The sequence below is a fragment of the Janthinobacterium sp. BJB401 genome, from assembly GCF_013372745.1.
GTDB classification, from domain to species: domain Bacteria; phylum Pseudomonadota; class Gammaproteobacteria; order Burkholderiales; family Burkholderiaceae_D; genus Janthinobacterium; species Janthinobacterium rivuli.
Window position 1 is genome coordinate 105,600 of the sequence record NZ_JABXFH010000009.1, and the last position, 20,731, is coordinate 126,330.

Annotated in this window: 22 protein-coding genes; 15 read left to right on the forward strand and 7 right to left on the reverse strand. The window is 63.6% G+C overall.

Going from position 1 to position 20,731, the window contains the following annotated elements:
* The first annotated feature begins 75 nt into the window (after nucleotides 1–75).
* The gene (locus HWE17_RS08695) at nucleotides 76–1,221 is read left to right on the forward strand and encodes an alpha-hydroxy acid oxidase (RefSeq protein WP_099388243.1); all 1,146 of its coding nucleotides are present in this window, start codon (nucleotides 76–78) and stop codon (nucleotides 1,219–1,221) included.
* Here HWE17_RS08695 and HWE17_RS08700 read toward each other — a convergent pair.
* Genes HWE17_RS08700 through HWE17_RS08710 form a run of 3 tightly spaced genes read right to left on the reverse strand, consistent with a single transcriptional unit; the run spans nucleotide 1,218 to nucleotide 4,245 of the window.
* Entirely contained in the window at nucleotides 1,218–1,880 is a 663-nt protein-coding gene (locus HWE17_RS08700; protein WP_176388489.1) for a hypothetical protein, read from the reverse strand. The genes HWE17_RS08695 and HWE17_RS08700 overlap by 4 nt on opposite strands.
* 8 nt (nucleotides 1,881–1,888) lie before the next feature.
* On the reverse strand, nucleotides 1,889–2,656 hold the full coding sequence (locus HWE17_RS08705) for a CPBP family intramembrane glutamic endopeptidase (RefSeq protein ID WP_176388490.1): 768 nt from the start codon (nucleotides 2,654–2,656) through the stop codon (nucleotides 1,889–1,891).
* An 8-nt stretch (nucleotides 2,657–2,664) separates the two neighbouring features.
* Nucleotides 2,665–4,245, reverse strand: coding sequence for a sensor domain-containing diguanylate cyclase (locus HWE17_RS08710; RefSeq protein WP_176388491.1), 1,581 nt, complete (start codon nucleotides 4,243–4,245; stop codon nucleotides 2,665–2,667).
* Between the two features lie 138 nt (nucleotides 4,246–4,383).
* Between HWE17_RS08710 and HWE17_RS08715 the strand changes: the two genes are divergently transcribed.
* The 8 genes from HWE17_RS08715 (at nucleotide 4,384) to HWE17_RS08750 (ending at nucleotide 9,789) form a co-directional block, all read left to right on the forward strand.
* Nucleotides 4,384–4,947: a GNAT family N-acetyltransferase gene (locus tag HWE17_RS08715; RefSeq protein ID WP_176388492.1), complete on the forward strand. Its 564-nt coding sequence runs from the start codon at nucleotides 4,384–4,386 to the stop codon at nucleotides 4,945–4,947.
* On the forward strand, nucleotides 4,944–5,291 hold the full coding sequence (locus HWE17_RS08720) for an SMI1/KNR4 family protein (RefSeq protein ID WP_176388493.1): 348 nt from the start codon (nucleotides 4,944–4,946) through the stop codon (nucleotides 5,289–5,291). The genes HWE17_RS08715 and HWE17_RS08720 overlap by 4 nt, the downstream gene beginning before the upstream one ends.
* Nucleotides 5,292–5,306: 15 nt before the next feature.
* The gene (locus tag HWE17_RS08725; RefSeq protein WP_176388494.1) at nucleotides 5,307–5,846 is read left to right on the forward strand and encodes a GNAT family N-acetyltransferase; all 540 of its coding nucleotides are present in this window, start codon (nucleotides 5,307–5,309) and stop codon (nucleotides 5,844–5,846) included.
* Nucleotides 5,843–6,556: a response regulator transcription factor gene (locus HWE17_RS08730; protein WP_176388495.1), complete on the forward strand. Its 714-nt coding sequence runs from the start codon at nucleotides 5,843–5,845 to the stop codon at nucleotides 6,554–6,556. The genes HWE17_RS08725 and HWE17_RS08730 overlap by 4 nt, the downstream gene beginning before the upstream one ends.
* On the forward strand, nucleotides 6,549–7,772 hold the full coding sequence (locus tag HWE17_RS08735; RefSeq protein WP_176388496.1) for a HAMP domain-containing sensor histidine kinase: 1,224 nt from the start codon (nucleotides 6,549–6,551) through the stop codon (nucleotides 7,770–7,772). The genes HWE17_RS08730 and HWE17_RS08735 overlap by 8 nt, the downstream gene beginning before the upstream one ends.
* Nucleotides 7,773–7,844: 72 nt before the next feature.
* The gene (locus HWE17_RS08740) at nucleotides 7,845–8,726 is read left to right on the forward strand and encodes a PHB depolymerase family esterase (RefSeq protein ID WP_176388497.1); all 882 of its coding nucleotides are present in this window, start codon (nucleotides 7,845–7,847) and stop codon (nucleotides 8,724–8,726) included.
* Nucleotides 8,727–8,815: 89 nt separating this feature from the next.
* Nucleotides 8,816–9,280, forward strand: coding sequence for a hypothetical protein (locus HWE17_RS08745; RefSeq protein WP_035820032.1), 465 nt, complete (start codon nucleotides 8,816–8,818; stop codon nucleotides 9,278–9,280).
* Entirely contained in the window at nucleotides 9,277–9,789 is a 513-nt protein-coding gene (locus tag HWE17_RS08750) for a DUF1993 domain-containing protein (protein WP_255206167.1), read from the forward strand. The genes HWE17_RS08745 and HWE17_RS08750 overlap by 4 nt, the downstream gene beginning before the upstream one ends.
* A 3-nt stretch (nucleotides 9,790–9,792) precedes the next feature.
* On the opposite strand, the gene HWE17_RS08755 is transcribed toward HWE17_RS08750, so the two are convergent.
* Genes HWE17_RS08755 through HWE17_RS08765 form a run of 3 tightly spaced genes read right to left on the reverse strand, consistent with a single transcriptional unit; the run spans nucleotide 9,793 to nucleotide 12,175 of the window.
* Entirely contained in the window at nucleotides 9,793–10,248 is a 456-nt protein-coding gene (locus tag HWE17_RS08755) for a hypothetical protein (protein ID WP_176388498.1), read from the reverse strand.
* Nucleotides 10,245–11,216, reverse strand: coding sequence for a D-2-hydroxyacid dehydrogenase (locus tag HWE17_RS08760; protein WP_176388499.1), 972 nt, complete (start codon nucleotides 11,214–11,216; stop codon nucleotides 10,245–10,247). The genes HWE17_RS08755 and HWE17_RS08760 overlap by 4 nt, the downstream gene beginning before the upstream one ends.
* Complete coding sequence (locus HWE17_RS08765; RefSeq protein ID WP_176388500.1) at nucleotides 11,213–12,175, reverse strand: LysR family transcriptional regulator; 963 nt, start codon at nucleotides 12,173–12,175, stop codon at nucleotides 11,213–11,215. The genes HWE17_RS08760 and HWE17_RS08765 overlap by 4 nt, the downstream gene beginning before the upstream one ends.
* Nucleotides 12,176–12,323: 148 nt before the next feature.
* Here HWE17_RS08765 and HWE17_RS08770 point away from each other — a divergent pair, with 148 nt between their 5' ends.
* The 6 genes from HWE17_RS08770 to HWE17_RS08795 all read left to right on the forward strand — a co-directional run bounded on the left by HWE17_RS08770 (nucleotide 12,324) and on the right by HWE17_RS08795 (nucleotide 20,382).
* Nucleotides 12,324–12,536, forward strand: coding sequence for a hypothetical protein (locus HWE17_RS08770; RefSeq protein WP_176388501.1), 213 nt, complete (start codon nucleotides 12,324–12,326; stop codon nucleotides 12,534–12,536).
* A complete protein-coding gene (locus HWE17_RS08775) occupies nucleotides 12,533–13,393 on the forward strand; it encodes an alpha/beta hydrolase (protein ID WP_176388502.1) in 861 nt (286 codons plus the stop codon). Before HWE17_RS08770 ends, HWE17_RS08775 begins: the two co-directional genes overlap by 4 nt.
* A gap of 271 nt (nucleotides 13,394–13,664) precedes the next feature.
* Nucleotides 13,665–14,909, forward strand: a complete 1,245-nt coding sequence (locus tag HWE17_RS08780; protein WP_176388503.1) for an efflux RND transporter periplasmic adaptor subunit — start codon at nucleotides 13,665–13,667, stop codon at nucleotides 14,907–14,909.
* Nucleotides 14,910–14,911: 2 nt separating this feature from the next.
* Entirely contained in the window at nucleotides 14,912–18,112 is a 3,201-nt protein-coding gene (locus HWE17_RS08785) for an efflux RND transporter permease subunit (protein ID WP_166446693.1), read from the forward strand.
* A gap of 44 nt (nucleotides 18,113–18,156) precedes the next feature.
* Nucleotides 18,157–19,602, forward strand: a complete 1,446-nt coding sequence (locus HWE17_RS08790) for an efflux transporter outer membrane subunit (protein WP_176388535.1) — start codon at nucleotides 18,157–18,159, stop codon at nucleotides 19,600–19,602.
* Nucleotides 19,603–19,863: 261 nt separating this feature from the next.
* Nucleotides 19,864–20,382, forward strand: coding sequence for a fasciclin domain-containing protein (locus tag HWE17_RS08795; protein ID WP_152598902.1), 519 nt, complete (start codon nucleotides 19,864–19,866; stop codon nucleotides 20,380–20,382).
* Nucleotides 20,383–20,436: 54 nt separating this feature from the next.
* Here the strand turns inward: HWE17_RS08795 and HWE17_RS08800 are convergent, their stop codons facing one another.
* Nucleotides 20,437–20,691 (reverse strand): hypothetical protein, encoded by a 255-nt coding sequence (locus HWE17_RS08800; RefSeq protein ID WP_176388504.1) that lies wholly within the window; start codon nucleotides 20,689–20,691, stop codon nucleotides 20,437–20,439.
* Nucleotides 20,692–20,731: the final 40 nt, after the last annotated feature.

Consider the following 20,731-nt stretch of genomic DNA (forward strand, 5'->3'; position numbering starts at 1 on the left):
GGCATTGCCTGCCGGATAGACAATTGCAGGCAAATGCACGATCATGGTTCGACTTGCCATCGACCGAGGAAACGCATGAGTATCATCACCTGCATCGAAGACTTGCGCGTGCTGGCCCAGAAACGGGTGCCGCGCATGTTTTACGACTACGCCGATTCCGGCTCCTGGACGGAATCGACGTACCGCGCCAACAACAGCGATTTCGCGAAGATCAAATTCCGCCAGCGCGTGGCCGTCAACCTGGAAAACCGCAGCCTGGCCTCGACCATGGTGGGCCAGCACGTGTCGATGCCGGTAGCCCTGTCGCCCACGGGCTTGACGGGGATGCAGCATGCCGATGGCGAAATCCTCGCGGCCCAGGCGGCCGAGCGCTTCGGCGTGCCGTTCACTCTGTCGACCATGAGCATTTGCTCGATCGAGGACGTGGCGGCAAACACGACGAAACCGTTCTGGTTCCAGCTGTATGTGATGAAGGACCGCGAATTCATCAACCGCCTGATCGACCGCGCCAAGGCGGCCAAGTGCGGCGCACTGGTGTTGACCCTGGACTTGCAGGTGCTGGGCCAGCGCCACAAGGACTTGCGCAACGGCCTGTCGGCGCCGCCGAAATTGACGATTCCGAATATCATCAACATGGCCACCAAGCCGCGCTGGGTGGCCGGCATGCTGGGCACGAAACGCCGGGGTTTTGGCAACATCGTCGGCCACGCCACGTCCGTGTCCGACATGTCGTCCTTGTCGGCCTGGACGCAGCAGCAGTTCGACCTGAGCCTGTCGTGGGCCGACGTGGAATGGATCAAGCAGCGCTGGGGCGGCAAGCTGATCATCAAGGGCATCATGGATCCGGAAGACGCGCGCCTGGCCGTGGAAAGCGGCGCCGATGCGCTGATCGTCTCGAACCACGGCGGACGCCAGCTCGACGGCGCGCAATCGTCGATCGAAGCCTTGCCCGCCATCGTCGACGCCGTCGGCAGCCAGATCGAAGTGCACATGGACGGCGGCATCCGCTCGGGCCAGGACGTGATCAAGGCCGTGGCGCTGGGCGCGAAAGGCGTGTACATCGGCCGCCCGTTTTTATACGGCCTGGGCGCCATGGGCGGGCCGGGCGTCACCAAATGCCTGGACATCATCCGCAATGAACTCGACCTGACGATGGCCTTTTGCGGCTTGCGCGACTTGCAGCAGGTGGATAAAAAGATCCTGCTGCCGGGCACGTTTTAAGCGGAGGCTGGCGCCAGCCTTTCCCACGGCTCGCGGAATGTGGCCGCATCGAGCGGCCGCGCATGCGGGTCGTCGGGCTGGAACAGGCCGCCGATCAGCATATCCTGGATGGCGCCCGTGAAGCCGCCATACGCGGCGCGGCCCCACTGACGTTGGGTGCGGGCGAAGACGACGGCGTCTTGTTGCACGGCCAGTTGCGCCAGGGATAGGCGCAAGGCGGCGGCCGCATCGGGCCCCATGTCCGTGGCGATCGCGCACACCAGGCGCTGGCCGAATTGCAAGGTTTTGCCCGCCCGTCCCAGCAGCGATTCATTGGCCAGGGCGAGGAACAGATCGGGCGCCTGGTCGTCTTTTTCGCAGGTCGTCCACGATGGCGCCCAGGCTTCCAGGCTCATGAAGCGCGCTTCCGTCGTGGCCGCCGTATGCGTCCACTTGGCGTGCGATTTGCCGTTCCAGCCCAGGCGGCCAAAGGGAACCGGCTTGCCCTTGGGATTGTATTGATGGCTGCGCACGCCGGCCTTGCCCCGCGCGCTGGCTTGCGCCATGAGGCCATCGAGGCTGGCGGCAAACGGCGTCCATTGTTCCGCATCCCAGAGCGGCGCTGCATCGGGCGCGGCCAGCAGCAGGAATACCTCGTAATCACGTGAAAAAAACGCCATGCACATTCCTATGGTTGCATTTGAGATATTGCCGTTCGCTGGCTGGGGCGCAGCAGGTAGACGCCGTACAGGCACAAGGGCAGCACGGCCAGCAGGGCGATAGTCGGCAGGATCGATGCGCCGTCTTCGGCCGGGTTGGGCAAGGTGGCTGTCACCAGCGCGTAATCCCACAGTCCATGCACGAGCACCATGGGCCAGATGGAGCGGGTGCGCAGGCGGATGGCCGCGTAGCCGACGCCCTGCAGGGTGGCGGCCACGGCTTGCCACAAGGCGCCGCTGACGTCGCCCGTGGCCAGGCCGTTGGCGGTGTGGGCCAGGCCGAACAGCGCCGAGGACATCAGGACGGCTGGCCAGACGGCGTAGCGGTCCAGCATGCCCTGCAGCAAGATGGCGCGGAACATCAGCTCTTCCGAGATGGCCACCAGCGCCGCATTGCCAGCGACGATCAGCAGCACGCGCGGCTGCGGCCAGCCGCCGGCCCAGGCCAGCAACAGCATCAGCAGCGCATACAGCAGGGGCGGCGAGACGAGCCACACTGTTTTCCATGGCTGCGGCGCGCACAGGCCTGCTTCGCGGGGCCGGCTTGACGCCAGCAGCAGCGCCAGCGCGAACAGGGCGGCCAGCGCCCATGACAGGCCGATACGGCCGGTGACGGCTGTGCCTGGCAAGGCGTAGCCGGCGGATTCCAGCCAGCGGCCGCCCATGCTCAAGCCCAGCCAGACGGCCAGTGCACTGAGGGTGACCGGCAAGGTGAGGGCGATTCTTTTTCTGGACATGGTCGGCCTCATGCTGCTGGCACGCTGCTGCTGACGCGGTTGCGGCCCGTGTTTTTCGACTGGTACAGCAAGGTGTCGGCTTCGCGTATCAGCTCGTTGCTCTCGGTGCGCCGCTCCTGGCCTGGCTGCAGCGTGGCCGCGCCCAGGCTGACGGTCACGACGCCATTTGCGCTGGCCGCATGGGGAATCTGCAAGGCTTCCACCGCCGAGCGGATGGCTTCCGCGACTTCCAGCGCGCCTGCGGCATTGGTGCCAGGCATGATCACGGCGAACTCTTCGCCGCCGTAGCGGGCCGCCAGGTCTTCGGCCCGGCCGACGCTGCGCGCCACGGCGCCAGCAACGGCCTGCAGGCATGCGTCGCCCGCCACGTGGCCATACTGGTCGTTGAATTTCTTGAAAAAATCCACGTCGAGCATGATCAGCGATACCGCGTGCCCGCTGCGCTGGGCGCGCTTCAGTTCATGCGCCAGGGTCTCGTCGAAACAGCGGCGGTTGGCCAGTCCCGTCAAGCCGTCTTGCGACGCCCGCGCCGCCAGATCCGCGTTCGCGTGCTGCAGTTCCGTCGTGACCTGGCGCAGGCTGGCCTCGATACGGTCGCGTACGGCAATCTGCCGCATCAGCCTGCGGAACAGGTAGAGCAGCGCCGCCCCCGCCGCCAGCGACGCCAGCACGATTTGCATGCTCAGCCGTTGCCACTCGGCAAAGATGTCTTGCTTCGACAAGCCTGCCGCCACGATGACGGGAAAGCGTTCCAGGTGGCGATAGCTGTACAGCCGCTCGATTTCGTCCACTTTGGCCGTCATCATGGCCGTGCCGACCGGCCCTTTTTCGCGGTAGGCGCGCAAGAGTGCGCCCGATGAAATATCCATGCCGATGACATCGGGCTGGAACGGCCGCCGGTAGATCAAGGTGCCGTCGTCGAGGGCAAAGAATGCCGTGCCCGTCTTGCCAAGGCTGAGGCTCTCGTAGATGCGTTCGAACGAGGCCAGGCCCAGGGTGACCAGCACCACGCCGGCAAAGGAACCGTCCGCCGATTCCACCCGGCGCGACACGGGCAAGACCCATTGCCCCGTCGATTTGCTGCGCACGGGCGCGCTGATGCGGCTGCCCAGCTGCGCATGCGTCTTGTGATAGATAAAGTAGTCGCGGTCCGCGTTGTTGCCGTCCTGCCTGGTGCCGGACGAGGTGGCGAGCCAATCGCCCTCGCTGTCAAAAATGAAGACGCCGGCAATTTCCACGATATTCCTGGACAGTTGCACCAGATGGGATTCCAGCCGCTCGCCGGTCGCGTCATTATTGCCTTCGTTGCGGACGTGTTCGGCAATATCTTCCAGCATCGCATCGGCGATTTCCAGTTCCATGTAGGCTTGCGTCGCCAGGGCGCGCGCCATGTTTTCCGTCGCCGCGCTCGCTTCGCGCAGGCGGACCGCATGCGAAGACCAGACGATCCAGATGGTCATGCCAAGCAGCATGGCGCACATGCAGAAGAAGCCGATGCTGGCCCAGACGATCACTGGCCGCTTGTGCTTGCTCAAGACCTCGGGCTGCGCCGTGGCGTCGATAACTGGTGCGTCCTTTACTGCGTGCATAGGCGAATCATGAAGTTGCATCAATGATATGGTGAAAAATATTGCCATAGTACATTAAAAGCAGCGCCACAAAATTGCCACATCGTTATAGTTGCATGGAATAATAAGTATCGTTCTTGAACCATCGATTGGAGTTGCATGGCTTATACCAAAACCATCACCACTGAGCGGCTGATCCTGCGCAAGCCGCAAGCATCGGATGAGGCGGCGCAATTCGCCATGCATTCCGATCCCGAAGTGATGCGCTATTTCAGCGAACCGCCCTGGGAGGATGCCAGCCGCGCCGCGCGCCAGATTGCCGAGGATATCGCCGCTTTCGAGAAAGAGGAATTCTTCCGCTTCGCCGTCGAGCTGAAGGCGACGGGCGAATACCTGGGCAGCTGCAGCCTGTTTTCCGAGCACCGCCAGAACCGCCGGGCCGAGATCGGCTACGCGCTGGGCCGTCCGTACTGGGGCAAGGGCTATATGCACGAAGCGCTGTCGGCACTGCTGGAATACGCGTTCATCGAGCGCGACCTGAACCGCCTGGAAGCCGATATCGACCCGCTCAACGCCGGTTCGGCCAGCGCGCTCGAACGCCAGGGTTTCAACAAGGAAGGTTTTCTGCCAGAGCGCTGGATCGTCGGCGGCCACGTCAGCGACTCGGCCCTGTACGGCTTGCTGCGGCGTACGTGGGAAGCGCGGCGCAAGGGCGCTGCGTGAGTCAGCAGGAAGTCGAAGCGTTCGAGCGCTGGCTGGGCCACGCCTTGCCGGCGCACTACCTGCGCTTTCTCCAGGACGGGCAAGCAGGCATGCGCGGTGAGCAGGTAGTGCTGTATGGCGTGGAAAGCTTGCGGGAACGCAATGAAACGTATGAGACGCAGCAATTTTGCCCCGGCTACATGACCATCGGCGATGACAGCGGCGGCCGTGCCGTCATGCTGGCGTTTGATGGCGCTGAGCGCGCTGTCTACCTGGTGGGGCATGGCTCGATGCAGCGCGACGATTTCGAGCTGGCCGCCGATGATTTCGCCACCTGGCTGGCCGCCGATTGCCCGCTCGCCTGAGGAAGATGCAAAGCAATGAACGTTGTTGATTTACCCGCTTCTGACCATCCACTGGTGACCTTGCGCCACCTGGAGCGTAGCGACGCGCCCGCCTGGTATGCCTACCTGGCCGACCCTGCTGTCGTGGAACACACGAGCTGGAACTTGCGTTGCGTCGACGACCTGCAGGCCAATTTCGATGACTATGCGTCGTCTCAGCCATCGTCGTCCATTCGCCTGGCCGTCGTGCTGCGCGAGGGCGGCCAACTGGTGGGCACGATCGGTTTCAATGCGATTTCCCCGCAGCATCGCACGGCGGAAATCGCCTACGACCTGGCGCCCGCCGTCTGGGGGCAGGGCGTGGCCACGTCCCTTGCCGCGTCGGTCGTGGACTGGGGTTTCCTGCGCCTGGGCTTCCTGCGCATCCAGGCGACCGTGCTGGAAAGCAATGAACGTTCGATGCTCGTGCTGGAACGCTGCGCTTTCGAGCGGGAAGGCTATCTGCGCTGCTATCGGCAAATTCGCGGAAAATCCGGCAATTTCTGGCTATACGCACGCATCGCCGGCGTGTCATGAGCAAGCTTGCCTTGAGCATCCTGCTGGTGGAAGACCACCTGGCCATCGCGCGCCAGGTGCTCGACTTCCTCGACGGCCTGGGCTGGCAGACGGACCATGCGGGCACGGGCGCGCTGGCAGTGCAGCTGGCCACGCGCAACAGCTATGACGTGGTGCTGCTGGACCTGAACCTGCCTGACATGGATGGCTTGCAAGTGTGCCGCGCCATCAAGGCGGCTGCGCCCAGCAATGTGCCGATTTTGATGCTGACGGCGCGCGATGCGTATGAAGACAAGGCACGCGGTTTTCGCGACGGCGCCGACGACTATTTGACCAAGCCGTTCGACCTGCGCGAAGTGGCCTTGCGCTGCGAAGCGCTGGCGCGCCGGCAGCAGTTGCACGTGCACCAGGAAATGCGCGTGGGTCCCTTTACCTTGCAGACGCGCGAAGGGCGCGCGCTGGTCGGCGACGTGCCGCTGCAACTGACGCAGACGGGTTTTAAAATCTTGCTGCTGCTGTGCCGCGAGCATCCGCACGCCGTCTCGCGCTCGGCCTTGCTGCAACAGTTATGGGGCAGCCAGCCGCCCGACAGCGACGCCCTGAAATCGCATATCTACGCGCTGCGCAAGCAACTGGAGTTGGTTGGCGGGGCTGGCGCGGCGGGTGTGCTGGTGACCATACCGCAGCTGGGCTACCGTCTTGTCTTCGATGCGGCGGCCAGCGATGGTTAAGTCGATCCGGCAGCGCCTGTTCGCCGCCCTGGCCGGCTTCGCTGTATTGCTGTGCCTGTGCTACACGGGCCTGGCGCTGGTGATCGCCTACGTGACGGAAGACATGCTGGTGCAGCGCCTGCTCGAGCGCGAAGCGGCGGCCGTCAGCATGCGCTGGCAGCAGCACGGCAAGCTTACGCCGTCTGGCAGCGACCTCATCACGGTTTATGGCAGCTACCTTGATTTGCCTCAAACGGTGCGCGCGCAAGTGCCGCCGTCTGCCCCGCGCGGTGAAGTGTTTACCACGACGGGCCAGCATTATCATGTGCTGGCGCTCGATATGGTTGCCGGCGGAAAGCCCCAGCGCAGCTATCTGCTGGCCGACGTGGCGCCCGTGCTGGTCGTCTCGCGCCTGACGCGGGAAGTGGGCAGTGTCGTCGCTGGCGTGGCCTTGGCGCTGATCGCCCTGGCCTTGCTGCTCGCGTACTGGCTGGCACGGCGCCTCGTGCTGCCCTTGCAGCGCCTGGCGCAGGAAGCGCGCCAGCTGGCACCCGGCAGCGCCGTCCATTTCAGCGAGCGTGACCGCCCAGACGAGATCGGTTTCCTGGCGCGCCGCCTGGAAACCACCTTTGCCGAACTGCAGGCGGTGTTGCAGCGCGAACAGGCATTCACCCGCGACGTCAGCCATGAATTGCGCACGCCGCTGACCTTGATGCACAACACCCTGGCACTGGCCCATGCGCAGCCCCTGGGCGGGCGGGAACAGGCCCAGCTGCGGCAATCCACGGACGAAATGCGCGCCACCATCGACGTGCTGTTCGCGCTGGCACGGGCCGAGCAACTGCCCGGCGAAATGGTGGAATTGCGCGGCTGCATCGAGCAATGCCTGTTGCGCCTGCTCGACGACCATCCTTGGGATGCCAGCCTGCTGAGCCTGGACTTGCCCGAGCGGCTGGAAGTGGTTGGCAACCCGCAACTGGTCATGTTGCTCATTAATAATTGCCTGGCGAATGCGCTGTTCCATGGCGGCCCCGATTGCCGGATCAGCATTGCGTTTGTGCAAGGTTGCCTGAGCATCGACAATACCATGCCGCCGGGACAGCCTCGGCGCGTCCACGGCTTCGCGCATGGCCAGAACCTGCTGCTGCGCCTGGCACAAGCCATGTGCTGGGACATCGTTTTCCACCCCGGCGCGACGGGCTACCGTGTCGCCATCGTTCCTGCTCCGGCGCCATAAAGTCAGCGGATTTCACCGCGATTTCACCTGCCCCTGCTTATGCTGGCTGCTCTTTTACTTGAAGGGAAGCCCATGAAAATCGTCATCAGCCTGTTGCTCCTGTCCTGCCTGTCCACGCCCGTGCTGGCCCAGGTGCAATCGCTGCAGCACAAGGAAGACAAGCGCCGCTACATCGTCTACACGCCGCCGTCTTACCAAAGCCAGCCGCAGCAAGCCTTTCCCGTCGTCTTCAATTTCCATGGCGGCGGCATGAGCATGGCGGAACAAATGCTGTACACGCAGATGAACAAGACGGCCGAGCGGCACCAGTTCATCGTTGTGTATCCGCAAGGCATCAAGCAGGACTGGAACGTGGGCTTCGGCATGGATTACCTGGCGGGCACGGACGACGTCGGTTTTACGCAAGCGATATTGAGTAAACTCAAGCAGGATTACCGCATCGATGACAAGCGCGTGTATGCGACGGGCTTGTCGCGCGGCGGTTTCTTTGCCCTGCGCCTGGCGGCCGAGCTGTCGCAGCAATTCGCCGCCGTCGCCTCGGTGGGCGCGCCCATGCCGGAACCCGTGGTGCAGCATCACCAGAAAACGGACAAGGTCGGCATGCTGTTAATACAGGGCACGGCCGACAAGGTCGTGCTGTTTGAGGGCAAGGCCGCCAGCTACCTGTCGGCCGAAGGTACCTTCGATTACTGGCGCAAGCACAACGGCATCGAAGGCGCCACGCCGCAGCCGCGCCTGATGCCTGGTCCTGCTGGCGACACTACGCAAGTGAACTGGCTGGAGCAGGGGAGTGGTGCTGGCAGCGCCAGCGTGGCCTTGCTCAGCGTCAAGGACGGCGGCCACACCTGGCCGGGCGCCGATGCCTTCAATATCGGCCTGCCCATCGGCAAGACCACGCGCGCCATCGATGCGAATGAAGTCATCTGGGAATTTTTCAGCCGGCACCGGCGCTGACGCCATGCTAGGATGGCGGCGCATGGCGTAACCATCAGGCAACAGGAAAGGCAGGCACAGTGGGATTATCAACAGCAGGTATCGCGGTCATGGCCGAAGCAATCTTCGCCAAGCCCGGCGCGGCCGTGGCGCAGGCCTATTCGGAGGCGGAACGGGAAACGCTGCATTTCCACTCGCCTGCCGAGCTGTGCGCGTATGCGGCCAGGCTGGAAGCGGAAGGGGCTAGCGACGTGCTCCTGGCCGTGCATTACCAGGACATGGCCGGGCACTTCGCCCCGCGCCGCATCGCGCTCGACCCGGCCCAGTGCGGTGGCCTCACGTATCGTTATGTGTGCGAAGGCTGGGGCGTCATCCGCGTGTACCTGCGCTTGTCTAGCGGCAAGGGCCTGGACTCGCATGTGAGCGTCAACTCGCAGAAGCGCGCGGAAAAATGGCAGCGCCATTACCCGGCATTCGGCCCGGCCGACGCCTGGGATTGGGCCGCCGTGGGCCGCCATGAACGCCGGCTGATCCGCGTGCTGAAGACGGTTGCCGCGCAGGAAGGCTTGGCATGACGGACGCGATGCACATCAATCCCGTCACCATCTTTTACCGTTCGCTGGCGCAGCTTTCCGCCATGCTCGACAAGACCGGCACCGCGCCGCAGTTGCTGGCGGCGCGTCTGCACCCGGACATGCTGCCATTCGCCCAGCAGGTGCGCGCGGCCGTGAGCTTTTCCCTGCGCGGCTGCTGCCCGCTGGCGGGGCTGGACGTGGCCGATTTCAGCGCCGCCGCCAGCCTGCAGGAACAGATCGCGCAGACCATGCGCTATCTCAAGGCCATTCCCGCAGAACGTTTTGACGGGCCGGGCGACCGCATCTGCCGCGACCGCGCCGGCTTTGCCGATCTCGCGCTGCCCGCCGACGAGTATTTGAATTTATATATCCTGCCGAATTTCTACTTTCACTTCAGTATGGCGTATGCGATCGCCCGCAGCCAAGGTGCCGCCATCGGCAAGGGCGATTTCGACGGCTATCACGCGTATGCGCCGGGATTCAGCTTTGAGCGGCCTGCCGCGCCGTAGTTCCTACAAGCCCGCTTCCCTCCAGGACGGCAAACCGAGCCGCTTCAATAATCGGCCCGACAGCCCGCAACTCCAGCAGCTCATCTGGATTTGCCGCTGCCGCGCCGGGTCCGCATGCCAGGCTTGCCCGGCGTAATCGAGCAGGGCGTCGCTAAGCGGGGAGGCGTCGGCTGTCGCAGGCAGGCGCGACATCAGTTCGAACACGCCGTACGGCGTCTCCTTGATCTGCAGCAAACCGGCCAGCACGGCGCGCAGCACGGCGCCGTCGATGCTGGTGCTGGCTTGCGTGAACCGTTGCTGCCAGCTCAGGCCGCGCTGCTGCCACAGTTGCAGCAGTGCCGGCACATCGTCCATCCGCAGCTGACCGATCAGCTCGTCTGCTTCCTGAAACAGGTCGAGGCGGTCGTAGTCCTCGTCGTCGCCGCACAGCAGTTCATCGAGTTCCTGCAAGACGCTCATGCCACCACGTTCGTCGGCACACCGCGTTCGAACGCTTCCACGTTGCCGATCAGGATGTCCGCCAGCTTTTGCATGGCTTCGCCGCTGGCCCAGGCCGTGTGCGGCGTGAGGATGAAGTTGGGCAGGCGTAAGTTCAACAACGGGTTGTCGGGCAGCGGCGGCTCCTTGGAGAGCACGTCGAAACCTGCACCGGCGATCACGCCGTTTTTCAATGCATCGGCCAGCGCCGCTTCATCGACGAGGCCGCCCCGCGCCGTGTTGATCAACAGCGACGTCGGCTGCATGCGCGCCAGCTCTTTTTCTCCGATGATGTTGCGCGTGGTGTCCGTCAAGGGCAGGTGCAGGCTGAGCACGTCGGACGTGGCCAGCAATTCGTCAAAACTCACTTGCGTCACGCCGTCGTCCTCGACAGGTGAACGGTTGTGGACTTGCACTTGCATGCCGAAGGCGCGTCCCAGCTGTGCCACGGACTTGCCCAGCGCGCCGTAGCCGAGCAAACCCAAACGGCTGCCGGCCAGGTCGCGGATCGGGTGGCCGAACAGGCAGAAGCGTTCCGACGCCTGCCACAGGCCCGCTTCCACGTCCGCGCGGTAAGCCACCAGCTGGCGGCGCAGGGCCAGCATCAGGGCCAGGGTGTGTTCGGGCACGGTGGCGCGCGCATAGTCGCGGATATTCGCCACGACGATGCCCCGCTCGCGGCAGGCGGCCAGGTCGACAATATCCGTGCCGGTGGCGGCCACGGCGATCATTTTGAGGTCCGGCAATTGCGCCAGCTCGGCCGCGCGCAGCGGCACCTTGTTCGTGATGGCGATCGTGGCGCCTTGCAGGCGGGACACCGTCTGTTCGCTGCCCCTGGTGTGTGGATATTCTTCCCAGCTGTGCGTGAAGGCGGGCGGACGCACGGTGGCGATCAGGCTGTCGCGGTCGAGGAAGACGATGCGGTGGGGCGATGTGCTTGCTGTTGTCATGGCTGGGCCTCGGTCAGGGTGGCGCGCGCGCTCGGGCTGGTGTTTCTGCCCTTGAGCTGCGTGGCCGGGTGATTGGTAAACATATCGGCGACCCATTCGACAAACACGCGGACCTTGGCGGACAGATGGCGGTTCGGCGGATAGATCACGTGGATGGGCAGCGGGTCGGATTCCCATTCGCCAAGCAATTCCACCATTTTGCCCTGTTCTATCAGCGGCGCAAGCATGAAATGCGTCATTTGCACGATGCCCAGGCCCGCCAGGCCGGCGGCCGAGTAGGCATTTGAATCGTTCAGGGCGATATGGCTGGGCATGGCAACCTGGATGCGTTCGCCGGCACGCGTGAAATCCCAGTCAAACGTTTTACCGGTCTTGGCGGAGAAAAAATTCACGCCCCGGTGGCGGGACAGGTCGTCCGGATGCAGCGGCGTGCCGTGGTGCGCCAGGTAGCCGGGCGAGGCGCAGGTCATGAAATGCAGCACGCCGACCCGGCGCGCGATCAGGTTCAGGTCGCCCAATTCGCCGCCGCGCACGGCGCAGTCGACGCCTTCCTCGATCAGGTCGACGGGACGGTCGCTGCAACCGAGTTCCAGCGAAATGTCCGGGTAGCGGGCAAAAAAATCGGGCAGGGCAGGGATGATCAGTTCGCTGGCCAGGGCCGTGGGCGCATCCACGCGCAGCCGTCCGCTGGGGCTCAGGCGCGTGCGCGACAGCGATTCCTCGGCCTCGCGCACGTCCGACAGGATGCGCACGCAGCGTTCGTAATAGGCGGCGCCGTCGGACGTGATGCTGACGTGGCGCGTGGTGCGGTTGAGCAACTTGACCGACAGGCTCGCTTCCAGCGACTGGATCAGGGTCGACACGGTGGCTTTCGGCAGCTGCATGTTTTCCGCCGCGCGCGTAAAGCCGCCCGCATCGACGACTTGGATGAAAACTTCCATGGCTTGCAGCTTGTTCACTTGAATTCCTATCACTTTATGCGCGATTATTCAGAATCCTGAACAATCAATTCGTCATTGCACTCTTTATCAGATTGTAGATCAAGTCTATAGTTGTTGTACTGCAGCATAAATGTGATGCCGCAGGCAGTACAACAGGAGAAATATCATGGGTCATCGGAATGGACACTTTGCAGTACCCGCCTTGGTTGCGGTTGCGCTCGCTCTGGCCGTGATGGTATCGACGGATGCGTATTCACTGGCGGCGCAAAGCGAAGCCAGCGGGTATAGCGCCCTGACCCATGAAGTGGGCGGCGCCGCCCTGTTGTGCCTGAACGACACGGTGCTCGATGTTGCGGTGCAGCCGGTGGTGGCGCAATGAGCGTTGCCGACACCGCGGCCGAACTGGCACCTGGCCAGGCGCTGAAGATACGCGACATCCAGGTGCAGGGCGCGCAGGATGCGCTCGGCGCGCGCGTCTACACGGCCGGCGTACCGGGCGCCAGGCAGTCGAGCCTAATCGTCTTCTTCCATGGCGGCGGCTTTGTCGACGGCGACCTGGACGATGCAGACGACTTCCTGCGCTGCCTCGTGCTGAGCAACCCCGACCATGTGGTGCTGGCCGCGAACTACACCTTGGCGAAGGTGCGTCCATTCCCCGCCGCCGTGGAAGACGCGCATGCCGTGCTGCTGTGGGCGAAAAAGAACAAGTCCAAGCTGGGCTGGACGGGCAAGCAGATGGTGGTGTCGGGCATCGAAGCGGGTGCCAACCTGGCCGCCGTGTGCGCCATGATGTCGCGCGACCGGGGCGGACCGCCCCTCGCGGGCCAGGTGCTGATCATGCCCATGCTCGACCCCGGCCTGTCGACCTGCTCGATGCGCAACTTGCCGACCTGTCCTGACCTGGCGGAAGTGGCGGACCAGTGCGCCGCCGCCTACCGCGGCTACCTGCCGAATGCCGCTGACCGTACCCATCCGTACGCGTCGCCATTGCAGTCGAGCCGTCTGAAAAACCTGCCGCCGGCGCTCATCCTGTCCAGCGAAGACGACCCATTGCGCGACGAAGCTGAACAATACGGCAGCAAATTGATCGCCTGCGGCATCAAGACCACCGTGCGGCGCATGGCCGCCGCGCCGCTGCAAGACGCTACCGCCCGCAACGAGTGCGCCTGCAAGGTGCAGGTATTGAGTGAAATCGCCAGCTTTGTCGCTGGACTGGGGCAGGAGCCCGAGTCATGACGCCGCCATCCGCGGCACCGCAAAAAAACTTACACTAATCAGTTTACTTTTTGAGTTTCGGTTGCTACACTATGCAGTGTAGTTCCCATCTTGCCTGAGTTGTGCGCTCGCACAGCCAGCTTTGTCGTCCCCGTCCGCTTTTAAACAGCTGGCGGCCTGTTTACCTTTGATCGAGCGCCGTCGGGCGCCATGGCACCACCATTCACTTTTTCAGTTGGGTTGCTTCCTGCCGCCCATATCATTAGAAATTTTCATAAAACAGGGAAATAAAATGAAAAACGTTCAACAATTTTCCACTCTGCTCAAGCCCCTGGCTGCCTCGCTCGCGCTGGCCGGACTGGTGGCCGTGAGCCTGGCTGGCTGCGATTCGGCCAATAGCAAGGTGCCCGACGCGCCAGCGGCCGGCGGCCCGCCCATCTCGGCCGCCGCCGTCGTTGAAAAACAGATCACGGAAACGCAGGAATTCTCGGGCCGCCTGGAAGCGATCGAGCGCGTGGAAATCCGCTCGAGAGTCGGCGGCTTCATCACGGCCGTCAACTTCAAGCCGGGCAGCGAAGTGAAAAAGGGCGACGTGCTGTTCGTCATCGATCCGCGCCCATTCCAGGCTGAAGTGTCGCGCGCCGAAGGCACGGCGGCCTCGGCCCGCGCCAAGGCGGAACTGGCCAAGCTGGAACTGTCGCGCGCTGAAAAGCTGCTGGCCGAAAAAGCCATCGCCCAGCGCGAATTCGACGAAAAAGCGTCGGGCCTGAAAGAGCTGGACGCGAATGCACGCTCGGCGCAAGCCGCGTATGAAGCGGCCAAACTGAACCTGTCGTACACGCAGGTGCAGGCGCCGATCAGCGGCCGCGTCAGCAAGGCGGAAATCACCGTCGGCAACCTGATCGACGCTTCCGCCATCCTCACTTCCGTGGTGTCGACGGACCGCATCTACGCCAGCTTCGACGGCGATGAAGATACGTATCTGCGCGTGGCCGGCACGGCGCAAAAGGGCACGCCCGTCACCGTCAAGGTCGGCCTGGCCAACGAAACGGGTTTCCCGCACGAAGGCAAGCTCGAATTCGTCGACAACCAGCTCGACCCGGCCACTGGCAGCGTGCGCATGCGCGCCACCTTCGCCAACGCCGAGCGCCAGCTGGTGCCTGGCCTGTTCGCGCGCATCCAGCTTGACGGCGGCAACGGCCCGCAGGCGCAAAGCACGGCGCTGCTGATCAGCGACCGCGCCGTCGGCACGGATCAGAGCCGCAAATACGTCTACGTGGTGGGCGCCGACAACAAGGCCGAATACCGCGCCGTCAAGCTGGGCCCGACCTCGGACGGCTTGCGCGTGGTGCGCGAAGGCTTGAAAGCGGGCGAGAAGATCGTCGTCAACGGCTTGCAGCGCGTGCGCCCCGGCGCCCCGGTGACGCCGCAGATGGTGGCCATGGATTTCGATCCGACCGCGCCTGCCGCTCCCGCAAAACCTGAAGCAAAAGACGCCAAGATCGCCGCGAAAGCAGCATCGACTTCCAAGGAATAAACATGAACTTTTCCCGCTTTTTCATCGACAAGCCGATTTTCGCGGCGGTGCTGTCGATCGTCATATTCGTGGCCGGGCTGCTGTCGATTTTCGGCCTGCCCATTTCCGAATATCCCGACGTCGTGCCGCCATCCGTGGTGGTGCGCGCGCAATACCCGGGCGCCAACCCGAAAGTGATCGCCGAAACCGTGGCCGCGCCGCTCGAAGAGCAGATCAACGGTGTCGAGAACATGCTCTACATGTCCTCGCAAAACACGTCCGATGGCGCGATGATGCTGACCGTGACCTTCAAGATCGGCACCAACGTCGAGCAGGCTGAAACGCAGGTGCAGAACCGCGTGCAGCGCGCCTTGCCGCGCCTGCCCGAGGAAGTGCGCCAGATCGGCGTGACGACGGTGAAATCGTCGCCGAATCTGACCATGGTGGTGCACCTGGTCTCGCCAAACAAGCGCTATGACGACATGTACCTGCGTAACTACGCGGTGCTGAACGTCAAGGACCAGCTGGCCCGTTTGCCCGGCATGGGCGACATCCAGATCTTCGGCGCCGGCGACTACGCCATGCGCATCTGGCTCGATCCGCAAAAGGTGGCGGCGCGCGGCATGACGGCCAATGACGTCGTCGACGCGATCCGCGAGCAGAACGTGCAGGTGGCCGCCGGTGTGATCGGCGCCTCGCCAGCGAAGAACTCGGACTTCCAGCTGACCGTCAACACCCAGGGCCGTCTGCAGACGCCCGAGGAATTTGGCGCCATCATCGTGCGCACGAATGCCGACGGCGCCGTGACGCACCTGAAGGACGTGGCGCGCGTGGAAATGGGCGCCAACAGCTACTCGCTGCGTTCGCTGCTGAACAATAATCCGGCCGTCGGCATGGGTATTTTCGAAGCGCCGAACGCCAACGCGCTGCAACTGTCTTCCGACGTGCGCTCCAAGATGGACGAACTGAAAAAAGACTTCCCGCAAGGCGTGGAATACCGCATCGAGTACGACCCGACGCAGTTCGTGCGTTCGTCCATCGAAGCCGTGATCCATACCCTGCTTGAAGCGATCGCCCTGGTGGTGCTGGTGGTGATCATCTTCCTGCAAACCTGGCGCGCATCGATCATTCCGCTGCTGGCCGTTCCCGTCTCCATCGTCGGCACCTTTGCCGTGATGCTGGGCTTTGGCTTCTCGATCAACACCCTGTCGCTGTTCGGCCTCGTGCTGGCCATCGGTATCGTCGTCGATGACGCCATCGTGGTGGTGGAAAACGTCGAGCGCAACATCGAGGAAGGCTTGTCGCCGCGCGACGCCACCATCCAGGCCATGAAAGAGGTCAGCGGTCCTATCGTCGCCATCGCCCTGGTGCTGTGCGCCGTGTTCGTGCCGATCGCCTTCGTGCCAGGTTTGTCCGGCGAGTTCTATCGCCAGTTCGCGCTGACCATCGCCATTTCGACCGTGATCTCGGCATTCAGCTCGCTGACCCTGGCGCCAGCCCTGTCGGCTGCGCTGCTCAAACCGCACGATGCGCCGAAAGACGCGCTGACGCGCGGCATGGACATGGTCTTCGGCCGCTTCTTCGCCTGGTTCAACCGCTTCTTCGGCCGCGCTTCGCACCGCTATGAGGCTGGCGTAAAAGGCGTATTGGGCCGCAAGAGCGCCTCGCTGGGCGTGTATGCGCTGCTGGTGGTTGCCGCCATCTTCACCTTCAAGTCCGTGCCGGCCGGCTTCGTGCCAGCGCAGGACAAGCAATACCTGGTGGGCTTTGCGCAATTGCCTGACGCCGCCTCGCTGGACCGCACGGAAGATGTCGTGCGCCGCATGTCCGACGTCATCAAATCGGTGCCTGGCGTCGAATCGACCATCGCCTTCCCGGGCCTGTCGATCAACGACTTTACCAATGCGCCGAATGCCGGTATCGTCTTCGCCACCCTGAAACCGTTCGACGAACGCACCAGCAAGGAATTGTCGGGCGGCGCCATCGCGGCCGAGATCAACAAGCGCCTGGGCGGTATCCAGGATGCCTTCATCATGGTCTTCCCGCCACCGCCGGTCAACGGCCTCGGTACCATCGGCGGCTTCAAGATGATGATCGAAGACCGCGGCAATCTCGGTTACGACGCGCTGTACAACGCCACCCAGGCGCTGGCCGCGAAAGCGTACCAGACACCGGAACTGGCGGGCGTGTTCTCGGGCTACCAGATCAACGTGCCGCAGCTGTTCGCCGACGTCGACCGCGTGAAAGCCAAGCAGATGGGCGTGCAGTTGCAAACGATCTACCAGACCTTGCAGATCAACCTCGGTTCGCTGTACGTCAACGACTTCAATCAGTTTGGCCGTACCTACCAGGTGCGCGTGCAGGCCGATGCGGCGTTCCGTTCGCATGCGCAGGATATCGCGCAACTGAAGGTACGCAATGACAAGGGCGAGATGATCCCGCTGTCGTCGCTGATGCGCGTCAAGGACAGCTATGGCCCGGACCGCGTGCAGCGCTACAACGCGTATGCCGCAGCCGACTTCAATGGCGGCGCAGCACCTGGCGTATCGAGCGGCCAGGCGCAAGCCGCGCTGGAACGCATCGCCAAGGAAGTACTGCCGCAGGGGATTTCGTATGAATGGACGGAGCTGACCTACCAGGACATCTTGTCCGGCAATACCATGATCTATGTCTTCCCGCTGTGCGTGCTGCTGGTGTTCCTGGTGCTGGCTGCCCAGTACGAAAGCTGGACCTTGCCGCTGGCCGTGATCCTGATCGTGCCGATGTCGATCCTCTGCGCACTGCTGGGCGTGAAACTGACCGGCGGCGACAACAACGTGTTTACCCAGATCGCGCTGTTCGTGCTGGTGGGGCTGGCGTCGAAGAATGCGATTCTGATCGTGGAATTTGCCCGCGAACTGGAAGAGCATGGCCGCACCGTCGTGCAAGCGGCGCTGGAAGCGTGCCGTCTGCGTCTGCGTCCGATTTTGATGACGTCGATCGCCTTCATCATGGGCGTGGTGCCCCTGGTGTTCTCGAACGGCGCCGGTTCGGAAATGCGCCATGCCATGGGCGTGGCGGTCTTCGCCGGCATGCTGGGCGTGACTTTCTTCGGCCTGTTCCTGACGCCCGTGTTCTACGTACTGCTGCGCACCCTGGCGCAGCGTTTTGAGAAAAAACCAGCCGCCGCTGCCGCCAAGCCTGTCGCCGCGCCAGCGCTGGACCTGGAAGGAGATATATATTGAAAACCAAGGAAATCATCTGGCGCGTCAAGCCCGTCTTGAGCGCCATGGCTGCCGCAGTCCTGCTGGCCGCCTGCGCGGCGCCGGAGTTCAAGCAGCCGCAGATCGAGACGCCGGCCGCGTTCAAGGAAGCGCAGACCTTGCCCACCGTGCAGACGGCGGCCGATGGCACGCGCTGGAAGCAGGGCGTGCCAGCCGAGCGCCAGGCGCGGGGCGAGTGGTGGCTGGCCTTCAATGATCCGGCCCTGACCAGCTTGATCAACGAAGCCACGCAAGCCAATGCCAACCTGGCCGTCGCCGCCGCCCGCGTCAAGCAGGCGAGGGCGATTGCCGGCATCGCCGAAGCGGACCGCATCCCGCAAGTGGGCGTGAACGTGGGCGGCCAGCGCAACCGCGCTTCCGCCGTGTCGCTCGGCTTGCCGAACGGCGCGCCGGTGGCGGCGACCAACGTCTACCAGGCCAACCTGACGGCCAGCTACGAAGTCGATCTGTTCGGCAGGGTGGCAGCTAACGTCAGCGCCTCGCGCAGCGATGCGCTGGCCGTGGAAGCGACGTACCGCTCGGTGCTGCTGTCCTTGCAGGCCGATGTGGCGCAAACGTACTTCCAGCTGCGCGCCACGGATGCCGAACTGGCGACACTGGAACAGACGGTGCGCCTGCGCGAGGAAAGCGTGCATGTGAACCAGCGCCGCTATGACCTGGGCGACATCGGCGAGTTCGATTTGTCGCGTGCCCGCACGGAGCTGTCGACCACGCGCGCCGAAGCCATCGGCCTGCAGCGCCAGCGTGCCACCAGCGAACATGCGCTGGCCGTCCTGCTGGGTAAACCTGCCGCCAGCTTCACGGCGACCGTCAACCCGCTGCAGGATAGCGGCTTCCTGCCCGTGATTCCGGCCGGCATGCCGTCGTCCCTGCTGGAGCGCCGTCCCGACATCGCGTCGGCGCAGCGCACCATGGAAGCGTCGAATGCGCGCATCGGCGTGGCGAAATCGGCCATGTTCCCTGCCTTGAGCCTGAACGCTTCCGGCGGCGGCGCATCCGATACCTTCTCGGACATCTTCAAGTGGAGCAGCCGCTCCTGGCTGCTGGGCGCTCTGATGTCGATGCCGATCATCGATGGTGGCCGCAACAAGGCAGCCGTGAGCCGCAGCGAAGCGCAGCTGGAAGAATCGGTGGCGACGTATCGCCAGAGCGTGCTGGTGGCCTTCGCCGAGGTGGAAGACAACCTGGCCGGCTTGCGCATCCTGTCTGGCCAGACGCAGCAGATCGACGAAGCCGTCGTCTCGGCGCGCCGCTCGGCCGACCTGGCGCAAAAGCTGTACGATGCGGGCCGTTCCAGCTATCTGGACCTGCTCGACGCGCAGCGCAACCTGGCGGCCATCGAGCGTAATGCCGTGCAGCTGCGCGGCAACCGCGCCGTCACGACGGTGGCGCTGATCCGCGCCCTGGGCGGCGGCTGGGGCGAAACGGAGCCGCAGGTCGCGGCCAACTAGTTTCCTGCCTTCGGCGATAAGCCTGTCGAAAACGGCGTCGTGCTTTGCACGGCGCCGTTTTTTTATGCTTGCGTAGGTCGGCTTAGCGCATAGCGCGTAAGCCGACACCACCCGCGTCCTCAATCAAGGCCAGACCAAAAAAAATAAATTGAATCCAATCCCCGACCCACCACGTAAATACTCCTGCAATCACGCAAACGCCGTCATCCAGGAGACATCATCATGCGCACCTTCGTTCCCGCAGCACTGTTCATCACATCCATGCTGGCCGCCAGCGCCCCGTTTGCCGCCGACATGGCGACCATGGTCGGTGGCCAGAGCATGTATCCGTCCAAGGACATCGTCGACAACGCCGTCAATTCGGCCGACCACACGACCCTGGTCGCCGCCGTCAAGGCGGCCGGCCTGGTCGATACCCTGAAAGGCAAGGGCCCATTTACCGTGTTCGCACCGACGAATGCGGCCTTCGGCAAGCTGCCGGCCGGCACCGTCGAGACCCTGGTCAAGCCGGAAAACAAGGCGACCCTGACGAAAATTCTCACCTACCACGTGGTGCCCGGCAAATACGACTTCAAGGCGCTGGCCAGGGAAATCAAGATGCATGACGGTAAAGCCACCTTGCCCACGGCCAGCGGCGGCAAGCTGATGTTCGCCATGAACGGCATGCATAACATCGTGGTGATGGACGAGGGCGGCAACAGCGCCAACATCAGTACCTATGACGTGTACCAGTCGAATGGCGTGATCAATGTGATCGACTCGGTGCTGATGCCAAAATAAGCGGGCGAAAAAAAGACAGGGAAAACCCTGTCTTTTTCATGTATGCCGCCGTGATTACTTGGCTGGCGCTGCTGGTTCTGCAGGTGTGGCCGGCGCTGCTTTTTCTGCAGGAGCGGCTTTCTTCGCCTTGTGATGCTTGGCTTTCTTGTGCGCCGCTGGCTTGACGGCGGCTGCCGGCGCTTCGGCCTTGGCTGCCGGTGTCGCTGCGACGGCAGGTGTTGCTGGCGTGGCGGCAGGAGCGGCTGGCGTCTGGGCGAAAGCGGCGGTGGCGAACAGGCTGGCGATCAGGGTGGCGATGACTTTTTTCATGATGAGATCCTTGGTGTTTTTTCGGGTTGACGCAATGAGA